The 14,135-nt window shown below is 60.9% G+C and carries 19 protein-coding genes; 9 read left to right on the plus strand and 10 right to left on the minus strand.

Annotated features, from left to right (window positions below):
• Nucleotides 1-188 precede the first annotated feature (188 nt).
• Nucleotides 189-1,400 (plus strand): Tm-1-like ATP-binding domain-containing protein, encoded by a 1,212-nt coding sequence (locus tag ACZ500_RS26355; protein ID WP_464230409.1) that lies wholly within the window; start codon nucleotides 189-191, stop codon nucleotides 1,398-1,400.
• Between the two features lie 225 nt (nucleotides 1,401-1,625).
• Here ACZ500_RS26355 and ACZ500_RS26360 read toward each other — a convergent pair whose 3' ends face one another.
• The 7 genes from ACZ500_RS26360 to ACZ500_RS26390 all read right to left on the minus strand — a co-directional run bounded on the left by ACZ500_RS26360 (nucleotide 1,626) and on the right by ACZ500_RS26390 (nucleotide 6,230).
• Nucleotides 1,626-2,648, minus strand: coding sequence for a queuosine 5'-phosphate N-glycosylase/hydrolase (locus ACZ500_RS26360; RefSeq protein ID WP_464230410.1), 1,023 nt, complete (start codon nucleotides 2,646-2,648; stop codon nucleotides 1,626-1,628).
• Entirely contained in the window at nucleotides 2,645-3,184 is a 540-nt protein-coding gene (locus tag ACZ500_RS26365; RefSeq protein WP_464230411.1) for a YcbK family protein, read from the minus strand. The genes ACZ500_RS26360 and ACZ500_RS26365 overlap by 4 nt, the downstream gene beginning before the upstream one ends.
• Before the next feature lie 318 nt (nucleotides 3,185-3,502).
• Nucleotides 3,503-3,661 carry a hypothetical protein gene (locus ACZ500_RS26370; protein ID WP_464230412.1) on the minus strand — a complete coding sequence of 53 codons (159 nt, stop codon included), beginning with the start codon at nucleotides 3,659-3,661 and terminating at the stop codon, nucleotides 3,503-3,505.
• 17 nt (nucleotides 3,662-3,678) lie between these two features.
• Nucleotides 3,679-4,122 carry a PPC domain-containing DNA-binding protein gene (locus tag ACZ500_RS26375; RefSeq protein ID WP_464230413.1) on the minus strand — a complete coding sequence of 148 codons (444 nt, stop codon included), beginning with the start codon at nucleotides 4,120-4,122 and terminating at the stop codon, nucleotides 3,679-3,681.
• Nucleotides 4,123-4,184: 62 nt separating this feature from the next.
• Nucleotides 4,185-4,802, minus strand: a complete 618-nt coding sequence (locus tag ACZ500_RS26380) for an arylesterase (RefSeq protein ID WP_464230414.1) — start codon at nucleotides 4,800-4,802, stop codon at nucleotides 4,185-4,187.
• A 67-nt stretch (nucleotides 4,803-4,869) separates the two neighbouring features.
• Nucleotides 4,870-5,103, minus strand: a complete 234-nt coding sequence (locus tag ACZ500_RS26385) for a hypothetical protein (RefSeq protein ID WP_464230415.1) — start codon at nucleotides 5,101-5,103, stop codon at nucleotides 4,870-4,872.
• Nucleotides 5,104-5,204: 101 nt separating this feature from the next.
• On the minus strand, nucleotides 5,205-6,230 hold the full coding sequence (locus ACZ500_RS26390) for a DUF2156 domain-containing protein (protein WP_464230416.1): 1,026 nt from the start codon (nucleotides 6,228-6,230) through the stop codon (nucleotides 5,205-5,207).
• A gap of 21 nt (nucleotides 6,231-6,251) precedes the next feature.
• Between ACZ500_RS26390 and ACZ500_RS26395 the strand changes: the two genes are divergently transcribed.
• From ACZ500_RS26395 to ACZ500_RS26430, 8 genes are all read left to right on the plus strand, one after another.
• Nucleotides 6,252-6,452 carry a hypothetical protein gene (locus tag ACZ500_RS26395; protein ID WP_464230417.1) on the plus strand — a complete coding sequence of 67 codons (201 nt, stop codon included), beginning with the start codon at nucleotides 6,252-6,254 and terminating at the stop codon, nucleotides 6,450-6,452.
• 26 nt (nucleotides 6,453-6,478) lie between these two features.
• Nucleotides 6,479-8,104: a hydroxylamine reductase gene (hcp, locus tag ACZ500_RS26400; protein ID WP_464230418.1), complete on the plus strand. Its 1,626-nt coding sequence runs from the start codon at nucleotides 6,479-6,481 to the stop codon at nucleotides 8,102-8,104.
• 199 nt (nucleotides 8,105-8,303) lie between these two features.
• Complete coding sequence (locus tag ACZ500_RS26405) at nucleotides 8,304-9,041, plus strand: HD domain-containing protein (protein ID WP_464230419.1); 738 nt, start codon at nucleotides 8,304-8,306, stop codon at nucleotides 9,039-9,041.
• Entirely contained in the window at nucleotides 9,038-9,793 is a 756-nt protein-coding gene (locus ACZ500_RS26410) for an ATP-binding protein (protein WP_464230420.1), read from the plus strand. Before ACZ500_RS26405 ends, ACZ500_RS26410 begins: the two co-directional genes overlap by 4 nt.
• A 106-nt stretch (nucleotides 9,794-9,899) precedes the next feature.
• Nucleotides 9,900-10,214 (plus strand): cupin domain-containing protein, encoded by a 315-nt coding sequence (locus ACZ500_RS26415; RefSeq protein WP_464230421.1) that lies wholly within the window; start codon nucleotides 9,900-9,902, stop codon nucleotides 10,212-10,214.
• 77 nt (nucleotides 10,215-10,291) lie between these two features.
• Nucleotides 10,292-10,483 (plus strand): ferredoxin, encoded by a 192-nt coding sequence (locus ACZ500_RS26420; protein WP_464230422.1) that lies wholly within the window; start codon nucleotides 10,292-10,294, stop codon nucleotides 10,481-10,483.
• 18 nt (nucleotides 10,484-10,501) lie between these two features.
• Nucleotides 10,502-11,524, plus strand: a complete 1,023-nt coding sequence (locus tag ACZ500_RS26425; RefSeq protein WP_464230423.1) for a uroporphyrinogen decarboxylase/cobalamine-independent methonine synthase family protein — start codon at nucleotides 10,502-10,504, stop codon at nucleotides 11,522-11,524.
• A 363-nt stretch (nucleotides 11,525-11,887) separates the two neighbouring features.
• Nucleotides 11,888-12,868, plus strand: a complete 981-nt coding sequence (locus ACZ500_RS26430; protein ID WP_464230424.1) for a thioredoxin family protein — start codon at nucleotides 11,888-11,890, stop codon at nucleotides 12,866-12,868.
• 91 nt (nucleotides 12,869-12,959) lie between these two features.
• Here ACZ500_RS26430 and ACZ500_RS26435 read toward each other — a convergent pair whose 3' ends face one another.
• The 3 genes from ACZ500_RS26435 to ACZ500_RS26445 all read right to left on the minus strand — a co-directional run bounded on the left by ACZ500_RS26435 (nucleotide 12,960) and on the right by ACZ500_RS26445 (nucleotide 14,071).
• On the minus strand, nucleotides 12,960-13,226 hold the full coding sequence (locus ACZ500_RS26435; RefSeq protein WP_464230425.1) for a hypothetical protein: 267 nt from the start codon (nucleotides 13,224-13,226) through the stop codon (nucleotides 12,960-12,962).
• Nucleotides 13,227-13,391: 165 nt separating this feature from the next.
• Nucleotides 13,392-13,562 carry a hypothetical protein gene (locus ACZ500_RS26440; RefSeq protein WP_464230426.1) on the minus strand — a complete coding sequence of 57 codons (171 nt, stop codon included), beginning with the start codon at nucleotides 13,560-13,562 and terminating at the stop codon, nucleotides 13,392-13,394.
• Between the two features lie 134 nt (nucleotides 13,563-13,696).
• Nucleotides 13,697-14,071, minus strand: a complete 375-nt coding sequence (locus ACZ500_RS26445; RefSeq protein ID WP_464230427.1) for a HEAT repeat domain-containing protein — start codon at nucleotides 14,069-14,071, stop codon at nucleotides 13,697-13,699.
• Nucleotides 14,072-14,135: the final 64 nt, after the last annotated feature.

The raw sequence follows: 14,135 nt of genomic DNA on the forward strand, positions 1-14,135 counted from the left end.
TACGTGCCATTTCCGAAGCCCGGAAAATTCAAGCCTCCACAGCCCCCCGTCGTCGATGGCGGGGGGAATCAGATCGATCGAAAACCGGTCATCATGGTCAAAGGAAAGGCGCCCGCGGGTCTGAAAACGATATGGCCCGGGGGCACCTGCACCGGCTGTAAACCCTCGCCAACCCCTTGGGGGATGCCATGCAGAAGACCGTTGCCGTTGTGGGGACCCTGGACACCAAGGGCCCCGAGATCGAACTTCTAAGGGACCTGATTACACATGAGGGCGTCCAGGCGCTCGTTGTCGATACGGGCATTCTGGACGAACCCTATCTCCCGGCGGACATCCCCCGCGAACGGATCGCCGAGGCCGGCGGGCAAACCATCCGGCAATTGGTGGAAACCGGGGACGAGGCCTTCGCCCAGAGGATCATGGCGACCGGGCTCCAGGTTGTCATCTCCGGCCTCCTGGCCGAAGGGCGGATCCACGGGCTGCTGGCCATCGGCGGCGGCCAGGGGTCCGTCATTGTCGCCCCCACCCTGAAATGCCTGCCATTGGGATTTCCCAAACTCCTCGTTTCTACCAAAGTGACCCAGGCGGGGCTCTGGCCCTACATCGGCCCCAAGGATGTCCTGGTCATGCCCCCGGTGGCGGATCTGGCGGGCATCAACCGGCTGACGCGGCGGATCCTGGTCAACGTGGCGGGGGCGATGGTGGGCATGGTCAACATGGCGTCTCTCCCTGACCGCAACCGCCCGCTCGTGGTGATGAGCATGAACGGAACGGTGACCGGCTGCGGCCTGGCGGTCAAAGATCGGTTGGAGGCCCAAGGGTATGCCGTGCTGGTCTACCACACCATCGGCACGGGCGGGGAGGCCCTCGAAGATTATGTAGCCTCCCATGAAGTGGAGGCGGTCGTCGAGCTGGGGGTGAACGAGGTCACCAACTTCATGCTCGGGGGGCGCGCCTCGGCCGGGCCGGATCGGCTCACCACAGCCGGCAGGCGGGGCATCCCGCAGGTGGTGGTGCCGGGAAGCGCGGATTTCATCAACTTTCTGGGGCCCGAAACCGTCCCGGCCTGCTTCCAGGGCCGGAACCTATACTGCCACAACCCGATGGCCACCCTTGTCCGCACGAGTCCGGAGGAGAACCGCCGCCTCGGGGAGGAGCTTGCGGAAAAGCTGAACCAGACCCGCGGTCCGGTGATGGTGCTTTGGCCTCGAAGGGGGCTCTCCACGCTCGACCGGGAGGGTAAGCCCTACTGGGATCCGGAGGCCGACGCGGCGCTGCTGGAGACACTCAGACAGCGCCTCGATCCGTCGATACCGATCAAGGAGGTCGAGGCCTACATCAACGATTCGGCCTTTTCGGAGGCGGTCGCCCAGGCCGTTGAAGAAATCCTGAAGACATGATTCAGACGTCGGGACGTGATGGCCTGGGGTAAGGTGGTTTCCAGCCCGGTCAGGGGATGGTTTCCTGCGGCAGGCTGATGATCCATGCTGCCTCTGCTGGACGCGTTCCACGAAGATCTTTTTCGGCTCTTCCGCTTCCAGCTGGACCTGATGCGCATCGATGGATGAGCCTTTGTAACGGCAGGGGTCAGGGGGGATTTTGCCTGAACAGCCATCGAAGAGATTTCAGTAGAAGAGGGTCTCCGTGCGGTGGTAGGGGCTTTTCCGGTAGCGCCCTTCCTGGCCCAGGGTCCAGAGGAGGGCGTCGATTACGGCCGGGATGCAGGGTTTGCCCATGCCGGTGAGCCGGCGGCAGATGCGGCCGACGGCCTCGATGGTGCAGGCCCTGATCTCGACCTCCCGCGGCGACCCGTGGGGGATCGGCTCCATGCGGTCGACGCGTGTCGACAAATCGGGGCTGTAGACCAGGATCCCCTCGGCGCGCAGGACCTGGGGCAGTTTGTAATCCGCGAAGGCCGTCAGTTCCCCGATATCCTCGAATTCCCCGAGCCCTTGCCCGCCGAACGCGCCGTGGAGGTCAGCGGCGAGGATCTGGGCGCGCTTGTAGAAGAAGACCTTCCTGTCTCCATAGACGGCTGTATCCTTGAACGACGCAAAATCCGCGGCGAGGCGTCCGACCAGGGCGAGGGCGGACCGATCGGCGGATCGGACAAGCCGTTCGGCGCGGCCATCGTAAGCGCGGATCAGGACCCTTCCCGTTTCGTTGAGCGCCTCGATACGTTCGGGCATCAATAGGAGGGCGCCTCGTCCGCCGAGGATCTGCACGAGATCGTCCATTCGAAGGGCGGCGAGAAAGGATGCGTCGGCGAGCGGGATGCCGGCCTCCATCGCCTTCTTGAGCGCGGCTGCCAGGGCGTAATAACCGTTCAGGCTTTCACCTCGCTCATCTTCGACCTGCCAGCGCCTGGTTCCCGGAGGAGCCCAGAAGCAGAAGTTCAGGGTGTCGAGGACCAGGAGATAGGCGCAGGTTTCCGCCTCTTCCCCCTGAAAATGGTACCGGGCATCCCATGGGACGGCGAGCGTCGGTCGGTCGGCCAGAAGGGAGCAGAATCGGTGCAGGTTTTCTTCATCGATGCGGACATCACGGGCGCGTTCGGAGACGAATCGGGCGCTTTCGGGCACCTCCCACAGTGCAGCCGGGTCCTCGAAGAGAGGAGCGGTTGTCGGGTCCTGATCGGAGATGTTCACCAGTATCGGACGGGGCCGGTGTCGATGTGGATGAAGCCGGCCCGGGGATAATAGCCCACACCGCCTCGCTGGAGGTTCATGGCGACCTGACGGAGGGTGTGAAGGGGGACGCCCGGGATGGTGATGTCGACCGCCTTGGCCTGGCAGTGGAGGCTGTTTTTGGCCACATGGCGGCTTTTTCTGCGGAGCATCGCGTTGGTGGAGAGGGATCGGTAGCCGGAGATGACGTGGAAGGGTTCCTGGAGATGCAGTTTTTTGCGGAGGGCGCTCAGGATATCGAGGAGATTTCGGTCGACAGGCTTGATCTCGTCCGTGCGGTGGTCGCGCAGGATGTAGTTGATGTGCCGGAGCGCCGATGTGCGGTACTCCCCTTTCGAGAAGTAGCAGACCTCCAGGTCTTCACCGGTGTGGGCATTGTAGAGCGCCAGTTCCTTGCTGGAGGTTTTACGGGAAAGCGCGCCCCATGCGGAATCCTTTCGGGAAAGGATCAAAGCGGCAGCCAGCGCAGCGGATTTGAGGAAAAATCGTCGATCCATATGTCTGTCCTGCTCGAAGATCGGCTAGTCGGTTGAATTCCATAAGAAACACAGCGTGGGTCAAAACCCGCAGCGAACCTGAATGGGACAAGCGTTGTTCCGCCAGAGGCTGAATAGCGCCATTTTATCCGCCGGTCCCGATTTGTCAACCTGTTTTCGCCTGAAAACAGGCCTTTTCCCCTTCAAACCCTTTTTTTTGACCGATTGCTTTGCCTTGCGATGGTCCGTTTCAGCACTGAAACGTGCTTGACTATGGTTTGAGTGTCACAGGGCCTCACCACGCCCAGGTATCGGGTTTGCAAATACTTTCCTTGTGGTTCATGAGAGGCATCGCCTGCGCAGAATAGGCCCTTGCCAGCCCGGAAATGGGCATTTCTTGTTCATATAAAGGAAATCGGTCGGTTGTGCGGAGGTGATCTGTAGATCAGTGCACAAGCAACCGTAAAGGTCGATGCCGGGATCGGCAAGAAAGATCATTTCCGGTTGGTTATCGTCTAAGGGCGTAGCAGCTTGAAGCCGGTTTCTTCGTCCATGACCCGAGCGGCCGAGGATCCGAGCAGTTCGAAAAGGATGACCTCCATGACCTGCCAGACCTTGACGCCGTTGCGGACGCAGCCGGTTACGGTCCGGTCCCTCCGTCCTGAAGCGATGTGCATGTGCAGGACGGGTTTGCCGCTCTCGTCGGGGAAAAGCGTCCCCGTGCCGCTGATCTCGTGGACATCGGCGAGGATGTGCTCCAGGGGAACGACCGGCTGCGCCCGTCCGTCGGAGGGGCCGACGACCAGCCGGCTCCCCTTGTCGGCCCCTCCGAGCGCGATCAAAGCGGCCGCCCGGATGTTTTTCCTCTCAGCAAGGGCCTCCACGGTTTCATGCAGGATCTCGCCGTCCTCGAGGCGGATGACGAAAACCCGCCCCGTTTGCGCTTCGGAATACTTCATCGATTTCTCCTATTGGATGGGGCGCCGCCGATTGGCGGTGGGGGGCGTCCCTTGCCCTGATCTCATTGCAGATAGGGCTTGACCGCATCGTGAAAATGCCGCGCCATGATGGCGTAACCCGCACCGTTCGGGTGGATCTGGTCGCTCATCATGCCCGGATTCCCCATGATCCCGTCGTAGATATCGGGGACGATAAGGGCCCCGGTCTCTTCGCAGAGCGCCCGGTAGGCCTTGCCGAAACCCCGTCCGAAAAACGGGAGATCGATCCCTCCGACGACCACGAGCGCCCCTTCGGCCTGGATCCGGGTGACGACCTCCTCGAGATTGCGGAAGGTCGTCGCTTTTGGAACGCCGTTTTTGAGGTCGTTTCCGCCGAGGGTCAGGAAAACGATGCGAGGGGACAGGGCGAGCACGTCACGGTCCAGCCTTTCGAGGGCCCTGGAGGTGGTGTCTCCCGGGATCCCTTGGTTGATTACGGGCCCTCCGATGAGGTCTGCAAGCTGCGAAGGGTAGTCCATCCCCTCTTCAGCCCCGGTTCCATAGGTCAGGCTGTCCCCGAAGCACACGATGCTCTCCCCGAGCGGTTGAGAATTCCGGATAACGGGCGCTGGTTCGAATAGGCCGTAGCCCGCTGCGATTAGGGCGACGGCCAGAGCGGCTGCAAACACGTATTTGCGCATGACAGGGTGCCTCTTCTAGTCCCCTTTTTTCGGGATGGAAACGACCTCCGGTATCCCCCACACCGGATCAGCTCTTGCCGGCGGCGTCGCGGAGGTCTTCGAGGATCTCGAGGACCTCGCTGCGATGCTCCGGCGGCACGCGGATGACGCCCCATCCCTTCTGCGTCTGAAAAAGCCCGTCGTAGGCGGTGTCGTGATAGGATTGGAGGATGTGGGGGATCTGCCTCTCCTCGAGGATGGACTCGAGAAGGCGCGCCTCGATTTCGTTGTCCAGAATGGCTGCCTTGATATAATTGTCCACGGCGATATCCTCGTCCTGAGTCTCGTTTCAGCTGGGGCGTCGGGGAGGGGGACAACGTCCCCCCCTTTCTACAGCTTGGGCTGTGCCGGTCGGCGCGTTGCTCATCCTTTCAGCCGGATGGAATATTTCTTGATCAGGTGGTCGGGCGAATAGGATTCCTTGGCGCTTCGCAGACTCTCGATCCCCATGTCCTGCTCCCGGTTGATGAAGGGGACGCCGGCCCAGGCCCTTTGGCAGAACATCTGGTTGATCGCGGCATAAAGCCCCGGGATTTCCGGGTTCGCCTTCTCGATGTGGACGACGGCCGTCTCCGGATTCAGCATCTCTCCCAGGGTGAATGCCTCGATCCGCCCCTCGATCTGGATCCCCGCCCCTGTATAGCCCAGTTCCTCGAAATGGGTCAAGGCCTGATAGACCGCATAGTCTTCGGAGAGGAGATCCGGATGCTCGGAGCATTGCCGCATCTGGCACCAGGTTTCCTGCATGTCGAGGAAGCACTCGACGACCTCCATGTCCATGGGGCGGTATTCGAATGCGAAGGTCTTCAGGAATCGGTTCAGGTGGTTCTTCTTGCGGTGATATCGCCGCCCGGGCAGGTCGATCAGATCTGTCGTGCGATACACGTAATCGCTGTTGTCCCGGTCAAAAAGGGCAGTGTGGCGTGCCGGGTCGATGAAGCGCTCGACGAACACTTCATCGGCGCGTTGGACGAGGTTCACGGCGTTGGAGGAAAGGCTTATGAGGCTGTCTTCGAGGGCCCCGAGGGTCTTCGCCTTATCGCCGCTTCCGATGGGCTGCAGGCCGAAGGGCGCTTGACCCTCGGGCTCGAAGAGGACGAGCAGGCAGTCTTGCCAGCGGCACCAGACAGGACGATATTTGTGCCGCCAGATGAAAAGGTTGGTGAAAGTCAGTTCGGAGATCCTGGGCGGGTCCTCTCGGAAAAAGGCGTCGAAGGTGTCTTTGTGCTCGATGGTAAGCGGTTTGAAGTCGTCCAGGGGCATAGCGTCTCCCTTGCAGAGCGGTTGGAATAGGCTCGGAGCGGTTTTGTCTCCTGCACTATGTAACCCGTTTCGACTTTGGCTGTCAAATAGGCTGGTTTCCACCCGGAAATGGCCTAAAAAGACCATTTCCGAATGGAAACGAGCTGTTTGACGATCGTCAAAGAAATCGAATGTTTGCGGCGAGCTGATCCACTGGGGATGGGGCGGGAAAATCGAAAAATTAAAAAAAAGAGCGAAAAAAGGTATGCTGTTGACTTAAGTCAAGGCGATCTTCCGCCTGACCTGCCAGAATGGCACCAAAACGTGCGGGAATCAGGCATCGGTTTGTGGGGATGCCCAAGGCAGTGAATCCAATTTTTAAAGGGAGGGTCAACATGTTTTGTTACCAGTGCGAGCAGGCGGCAAAGGGCGAAGGGTGCACCAAGATCGGCGTGTGCGGGAAGCAGCCGGAGGTAGCGGCCCTGCAGGATCTCCTGATATATGCCCTCAAGGGGCTTTCCCAGGTGGCGGTGGAAGGACGCAGGGTGGGTGTGACGGACCGCGATGTCGACGTCTTTACCTGCGAAGCCACTTTTTCGACCCTGACGAACGTGGATTTCGATGCGGAGCGTTTTGTAAAACTGCTGGACCGCTGTGTCGCGTTGCGGGAAGGCCTGAAGGCGAAAGTGCGGGCCGCGGGCGGCAAAACGGACTTCGGAGGCGCGGCGGATTTCAAACCCGCTTCCTCGCTCGACGAACTGGTCAAACAGGGCGAAGGGGTAGGCATCAAGGCAGACGGCGAACCGGATCCGGATGTCCACGCTCTCAAGTGGACCCTTGTTTTCGGGCTGAAGGGCGTGGCTGCCTATGCCGATCACGCCCACATCCTCGGCAAGGAGAGCGATGAGGTCTATGCCTTCATCCATGAGGGGCTGGCCTCCACGCTGCGCACGGACCTCGGCCTGAACGACTGGGTGGGCCTGGTGCTCAAGTGCGGCGAGGTCAACCTGAAGGTCATGGAGCTTCTGGATGCCGCCAACACCGAGGCTTATGGACACCCGGTGCCCACGAAGGTGCCCCTCGGCACGAAGAAGGGAAAGGCCATTCTGGTATCCGGCCACGATTTGAAAGACATGGAAGAGATCCTCAAACAGAGCGAGGGGAAGGGCATCTACGTCTATACCCACGGCGAGATGCTGCCGACGCTCGCCTACCCGGGGCTCAAGAAGTACCCCCACTTCTACGGGCACTTCGGGACGGCCTGGCAGAACCAGATCAAGGAGTTTGCGCAGTTCCCGGGCGCGATTCTCATGACGACCAACTGCATCCAGAAGCCGCAGGAATCCTACAAGGACAACCTCTTCACCACCGGACTCGTCGGCTGGCCGGGCGTTCGGCACATCGCCGACAAGGATTTCACCCCGGTGATCCAGAAGGCCTTGGAGATGCCTGGCTTTACGGAGGACACGAACGGGCGGTCGGTCATGTGCGGCTTCGGGCACAATGCCGTCATGAGCGTCGCCGACAAGGTGATCGACGCGGTCAAGAGCGGCGCCATCCGGCACTTCTTCCTCGTGGCCGGGTGCGACGGCGCTAAGCCGGGTCGCAACTACTACACGGAGTTCGTCGAAAAGGCCCCGAAGGACACGGTGGTCCTGACCCTGGCCTGCGGGAAGTTCCGCTTCTTCGACAAGGATCTGGGCGACATCGGCGGCATCCCGCGCCTTCTGGACATCGGGCAGTGCAACGACGCCTACTCGGCGATCCAGATCGCCGTGGCGCTCTCGAAGGCCTTCAACGTGGGGGTCAACGATCTGCCGCTGTCCATGATCCTTTCCTGGTACGAGCAGAAGGCCGTGGCCATCCTTTTGACGCTGTTCTACCTCGGCATCAAGAACATACGCCTCGGGCCGAGCCTGCCGGCCTTCATCACCCCGAACGTGCTGGACGTGCTGGTGAAGAACTTCAATATCATGCCCATCAGCACGGTGGATGAAGATCTGAAGGCGATCTTGGGGTAGTCCATCCGGAAATGATTTCCCGGTACAACCCGGTTTCCAATCCGGAGCGAGAGGCGCCCGCTCGGGAGGCCGAGCGGGTGCTGACCCCCCCACGGGTCAACCCCGGGAACGAAACAACATGACCTTGGCCGGCTGTGCGGCGCCCCGCTTCAGGGATGCTGCACGGACGGCGGGGCCTGCAAACGAGAGGAGCGAAGCAATGAAATGTCCCGGACAGGATAGCCGCTACTGGAAGCCGGGGGCCATCTTCGAGGCCAAATGCCCGGAGTGTGGCAACACGGTCGAGTTCTTCAAGGATGACACGACCCGTCTGTGCAAGGCGTGCGGGCACCGGATGCTCAACCCGAACATGGACTTCGGGTGTGCGGCCTATTGCCGCTATGCCGAACAGTGCATCGGGAATCTACCGCCGGAGCTGCTGGCCCAGAAGGAGAACCTCCTCAAGGACCGGGTGGCCATCGAGATGAAGCGCTATTTCAAACGGGACTTCAAGCGCATCGGGCATGCCGGCCGCGTGGCGCGTTATGCGGAGCGGATCGGGAAGGAGGAGGCGGGGAACTTGGCCGTCATCCTCTCGGCCGCCTATCTCCATGACGTCGGCATCGAGGTTTCGGAGGAAAAGCACCCGGGTGAAAACGCCAGCGATCATGAGGAGGAGGGGGTGCCGGTTGCGCGCGGGATCCTCGAGGGGCTGGGTGCGCGGGAGGAACTGATCGAGGAGGTCTGCGACATCATCGCGCACCACCATCACCCGCGCTCGGATGAGGACATCAATTTCAAATGCGTTTATGACGCCGATCTGATCGCCAACCTCGAAGAGAAACACAAGGAGGGGCCGCTGACGGAGGCGGACCTGGAGCGGACGATCGGCGAACGCTTTTACACGGAGAGCGGCAAGACCCTCGCGCGTGAAGTGTTGATGGGAGGACAGGCATGAAGGTGATGCGGAAGATCATCGAGATCGACGAAGAGAAGTGCGATGGGTGCGGGCAGTGTGTGCCTGCGTGCGCGGAGGGGGCGATCAGGGTCGAGGGCGGAAAGGCCCGCCTGGTGGCTGAACGCTACTGCGACGGGCTGGGGGCCTGCCTGGGGGAATGCCCGCGGGATGCTATCCGGATTGTCGAGCGGGAGGCCGAGGACTTTGACGAGGAGGCGGTCGAGGAGTATCTGGAGAAGCAGGAAAAGCGTCAGCCGGAGGCCGGGGCGGCCGCGGCCTGCTGTCCATCGCAGCAGATCGCCGTCTTCGAGCCCGGCGCCCCGTTCCCTGCTGCCGGGGCGTCAGACGCCGCGGCGGCCTCGAGCGGTTCGGCCCTCTCCCACTGGCCGGTCCAGATCCACCTGGTGCCGCCTTCGGCGCCTTTCCTCAGAGGCGCGGACCTCCTCGTGACGGCCGACTGCGTGCCGGTCGCCTACGGGGCGTTCCACCGGGATTTCGTCCAGGGAAAGGTCGTTCTGATGGGGTGCCCGAAGTTCGACGATGTCCCGGCCTACCTGCAGAAATTCACCGACATCTTCAAGCAGGCGGGCATCCGCTCGGTCACCATCCTGAGCATGGAGGTCCCGTGCTGTTCGGCCCTGCCGGGCATCGTCAAAAAGGCCATGGCGGCGGCCGGGAAGAGCATCCCCGTCGAAGAGGTCCTCATCGGCCGTAGAGGCGCGATTCTGGACCGCGTGCAGAGCGCCGCATGAGCCCGGTTGAACCCGATTGCGGAGGATTGCAGGGCCGCCGGTCCGGGCGATCTTCCGCAATCGGTGCGTAACATGTATGCAGGCTATCCGAAAGGAGGATTCCGACATGAAAAAGATCAACCTCTACGAGGAAAACACATTCAACGACCTTCACATGAAGCGTTTCCTGGTGCACGATTCGCCGTACTTCAAGATTCTCAACTTCAACTTCAGGGCCGGGCAGGAGCTGCCCATCCACTCCCACGATATCGAAGGGCAGCTGAGCCTGGTCGTGCTGGAGGGGACCGGAGAGTTTCTGGCCAAGGACGGCACCCTGCCCGCCAAGGCCGGGGACGTCCTGATTTCGGATATCAGCGAACCGCATGGGGTCAGGGCGAAGAGCGACATGCGCGTCCTCGTCACCATCGCGCCGCCCATCTGAGAAGCAAATCGGAGGCCGGGCTGTCGTGGCCTGGCCGGTGGTTTTCATAAGAACACCAAACAGGAAAGGAGTCTGTCATGGGAAAACGAGTTGTGATCGAAGAAGAGGAATGCATCGGCTGCGGCTCCTGCGAGGAGATCTGCCCGGAGGTTTTCAAACTGAACCCGGATACGGAGAAGGCCGAGGTGGTCAAACCCGAAGGCGGCCCGGAGGACGAGATCCAGGAGGCGATGGATACCTGCCCGGTCGAGTGCATCCACTGGGCGTGACGGAGAGGGAGAAAGGATATGCCCATTCCAGGGAATCTGCTGACGACGGCCATGGCCGTCATGCCACACACGGACGTGGACCGGGCGCTCGAAACGGCGCTTTCGCTCGACATCCCCTTCTGGCTCCAGCTGCCGCTCTACAGCTACACCGAGGACATGTACGTGCAGGCCTCGGAGCACTTCCCGGGCATTGTGCTGGACATGGAGAAGCGGACTCTCCGGTTCTCCATGGAGAAGTTCATCGCCGAATTCGAAGAGGCGATGGCCCATTTCGAGGAGCCGGATTACTTCGATATCAGCGAGGCCTACTCCGTCGTCTACCACCGCTTTCTGGAACTGGACCTCTCGGACCGGCCGGCCATCCGGGGGCAGCTCGAAGGGCCGATCAGCTTCGGACTGAACGTTGTCGACCAGGATGACCGTCCGATCCTCTTCGACGACACCGTACGGCCCTTCATGCTGGAGTTCATGGCACGGCGCATCAACGTACAGCTCGCTCGGCTGAAGGAGCGGAACCCGAATGCCTTCATGTTCGTCGACGAACCGGGCCTGCAGTTCCTGTTCAACGCCATGGCCGGTTACGGCGACGTCGCGGCCCATGCCGATATGGAAGGCTTTTTCGCCATGGTGGACCGGCCGCGCGGGGTACACCTGTGCGGCAACCCGGATTGGGATTTCCTGCTGAGCCTCGACCTCGACATCCTCTCGCTCGACGTCTATTCGAACGGCGAGGTGTTCGCCAACTACGCACCATCGATCCGGCGGTTTTTGGACCGGGGGGCGACCCTCGTCTGGGGGATTGCACCGACCAACTTCGAGCCGTTCGAACGGGAGAACCTGAAATCCCTCGAAGCGCGGCTGGACGAGATCTGGTCGGCGCTCGGAAAGAAAGGCATCGACCGGGACTTTCTGCTTTCGCGGAGTCTGCTTTCCCCGGCCACCTGCTGTCTCGTGAACCCGGACCGCGAAAAGACCGTCGAAAAGGCCTTTTTAGTCATCAAGGAACTGTCCCGGCGGTTGCGCGAGCGCTTCGGTCTGTGATATCCTCCCGGGGGCGCGCGGGCCGGGTTTGCGCGCGCGTCCCCTCAGCGCGATGACTTCGGCCTCGTTTCGGGGCCGATAACGGTCCGGCCGTGGTCGAAGAACCGTGGACCATGTGAGGTTGGAGCGGGTGGCCCGGGGACGATCCGCAGTTGCCCCCTAGCAGGTCCTTTAAGGATGGGCATGCGTCCGATCACGCCGGCAGGATGCAGGCATTGCATGTCGCGGATTCAGGTCCCTCCGAACTTTGCGAACGGGCATGCAGCCGGGTGTGCAAACAAGGCCCGATATCCATGGATTGGAGACGGCAGCGGAACGGCCTGGTCTGGATGCCCGGGCCGTTCGTTTGAAGGAGGAATTCTGATGAGACCCGGGGAAATAGAGGCTATTCATGCTTTCGGGAAAACGATCCAGAACGGTGTGCGCATCGGCCTGCACCTGACGCATGACGCGGCGGTGGATCCCTTTCTGGAATTTGTCCATGAACTGGAAGAGGGGATCCCCGGCGCTGAGATCGATCGAACGGAGGCCGACCCTGGCGGGCTCCCTGCGATCGTCCCGGCTGAAGGCCTCCAATTCCATGCGGTGCCCGTCGGCGGAGAGCTTTCACCCTTTCTCGAAGCGCTTGCCTGGGCGGCGGGGCTGCGGCAGGGTTCGGACCCCGAGCTGGAGCAGGCGCTGAAGGGCGTCGAGCTCCCTGCCTTCCTCAAGCTGTATGTCACGCCGCAATGCCCTTTCTGCCCCGCTGTGCTGAAGACCATCATCCCCTTGCCTTTCCTCAATCCCCAGGTGCATCTGGCCGTCATCGACGGTGAACGTTTTCAGGAGGCCGCCGCTTCCGACAGCGTCAAGTCGGTTCCCACCCTGATCCTCGACGACCGTCTCCGCTGGACGGGTACCGTGAAGCGGGAGGAAATCCTTGCCATCCTGCTCGAGCGGGACCCGGCCACACTGAGCGCAGACTCCCTGGCCGGTATGCTGGGAGACGGCCGTGCGAAAGAGGTGGCCGCTCTCATGCAGCAAAGCGGGGCTGTCTTCCCCGCCTTCATCGAACTCCTCCTTCATCCCCAATGGCCGCGCAGGCTGGCCGCCATGGTGGCGGCCGAAGAGCTGGCGGCAATGGCCCCTGAACTCGCTCCTCAACTGGTGGAGCCTTTGTGGACGCGTTTCGAGGCCCTCGATGACGCCCGCAAAGGGGACATGCTTTACCTGCTGGGCGAGCTGGGGGCTGTTTCCGAGATCCCCCGGCTGAAGGCGGTCGCGGCGGGTCCCTATGAAGATGCCGTCAAAGAAGCCGCCGAAGAGGCGCTCGAAATGCTCGAGCCGCAAAGAGGCGAGGGATGATCCTGTCCGTTTCGGAATTTTGGGAAGGGAGCGCGGCGGATTTCATAAGTGGCGGATCGAAATCCGGCAGATGCCGCGCATCGGCCCGTTGTCAGAAATCGAAGGTCAGCTGATCCGGTGCACTCTGATTGGAGGGTGCTGCCGGGGAGGGCATGGCGTTGAGGGCAGGCGCGAGAGGCGGGGCGGGCGCACCGGCCTCGGACTCCGTTTCGGGGAACAGACCTGGCTGGACGAACCGCTGATAATCCCGGCAGGCCTTCATCCGTCTGCAGCGCAGGCAGACCGCCGGGGTGAGGCGCGGGGCCCCCTTTTTGGTGTGGCAGGTGACATAAATCGGCGGTTTCCGTGCGCGGGTCATCCTGGCTGCTGCATCCCTGATTGGAAGAGTGAAGGGTTTGATTATGCGCTTTCGGGCCTGATCGCAGCCGGGAGATCCCGATGTCCGGCAGGAGACCGCCGATCGCCCGGTGCGCTGTTTCAGCGTGGAAACTGCCTTAGTGATAGGCTTTCGGCGGGGTGAAAGTCAAGCCAAATACCGTTGCTCCTTTTCTGCAAGCTCTTCGACCGCGAAGTCTCCATCCTTCACGGACCCGATTTCCTTTCCGCCCCCACTGAATGGACATGGCCTTTCGTCTATGAAAAAAAAAAGATCGTGCTCCTCTTGACTCGACGACACATTACCAAGATCGTTCAAGCCCTCCTGTTGCCCCTCCGTAAATCTTTATCGATTGTCTGACCTGGCCGGAGGAATCCCAAAAAGAGGAGGTCGAAATTGAGAATTGCCGCTATGGCTTGCAAGCCCATAGCTTAAGTCAATGACATTGATTCTCAAATTATGCCTTTCCTCAGCAACTCAATAGTTCGATTCATGAACTTATCGCTGCCTCTGTATTTGCTGGCAAGCTCTTCTCCAAGTTTTGGATCTATGTGCCAAATTGCCGTTAATAACACGCCTGGAGGGATCCCCATCAAGGTTGGATTCTCATACATCCTAATTAAAACGGGTAAAGCCCGCCGGTCTCCAATTTTCCCCAAAGCTAGAGCAGCATAGCCGCGCTTTGGCATGTCCTCTTTTTGAATTTCGGTGATAAGATAGGGCACGATTGCTTTTCCTGCATTCAGGAGATGTCGGTCGTTGATGGATTCCGGTACATTGTCAGTATAAAAATCATTGAGTACCTTTCTAGCCTCTTTTTCATCCATTGTCAGTGGGGAGCAACCCAGAATTCGTGATATGACTGCCACCGAAAAAACTAACGGCCAAAAA

The organism is Desulfatiglans parachlorophenolica, assembly GCF_055394735.1.

Coding starts and splice junctions, on each gene's coding strand:
- ACZ500_RS26430 (WP_464230424.1), top strand. CDS start 11,888: ATGAGACCCGGGGAAATAGAGGCTATTCATGCTTTCGGGAAAACGATC.
- ACZ500_RS26410 (WP_464230420.1), top strand. CDS start 9,038: ATGAAGGTGATGCGGAAGATCATCGAGATCGACGAAGAGAAGTGCGAT.
- hcp (WP_464230418.1), top strand. CDS start 6,479: ATGTTTTGTTACCAGTGCGAGCAGGCGGCAAAGGGCGAAGGGTGCACC.
- ACZ500_RS26445 (WP_464230427.1), bottom strand. CDS start 14,071: ATGGATGAAAAAGAGGCTAGAAAGGTACTCAATGATTTTTATACTGAC.
- ACZ500_RS26425 (WP_464230423.1), top strand. CDS start 10,502: ATGCCCATTCCAGGGAATCTGCTGACGACGGCCATGGCCGTCATGCCA.
- ACZ500_RS26420 (WP_464230422.1), top strand. CDS start 10,292: ATGGGAAAACGAGTTGTGATCGAAGAAGAGGAATGCATCGGCTGCGGC.
- ACZ500_RS26380 (WP_464230414.1), bottom strand. CDS start 4,802: ATGCGCAAATACGTGTTTGCAGCCGCTCTGGCCGTCGCCCTAATCGCA.
- ACZ500_RS26365 (WP_464230411.1), bottom strand. CDS start 3,184: ATGGATCGACGATTTTTCCTCAAATCCGCTGCGCTGGCTGCCGCTTTG.
- ACZ500_RS26370 (WP_464230412.1), bottom strand. CDS start 3,661: ATGATCTTTCTTGCCGATCCCGGCATCGACCTTTACGGTTGCTTGTGC.
- ACZ500_RS26355 (WP_464230409.1), top strand. CDS start 189: ATGCAGAAGACCGTTGCCGTTGTGGGGACCCTGGACACCAAGGGCCCC.
- ACZ500_RS26375 (WP_464230413.1), bottom strand. CDS start 4,122: ATGAAGTATTCCGAAGCGCAAACGGGGCGGGTTTTCGTCATCCGCCTC.
- ACZ500_RS26415 (WP_464230421.1), top strand. CDS start 9,900: ATGAAAAAGATCAACCTCTACGAGGAAAACACATTCAACGACCTTCAC.
- ACZ500_RS26390 (WP_464230416.1), bottom strand. CDS start 6,230: ATGGTCTTTTTAGGCCATTTCCGGGTGGAAACCAGCCTATTTGACAGC.
- ACZ500_RS26405 (WP_464230419.1), top strand. CDS start 8,304: ATGAAATGTCCCGGACAGGATAGCCGCTACTGGAAGCCGGGGGCCATC.
- ACZ500_RS26435 (WP_464230425.1), bottom strand. CDS start 13,226: ATGACCCGCGCACGGAAACCGCCGATTTATGTCACCTGCCACACCAAA.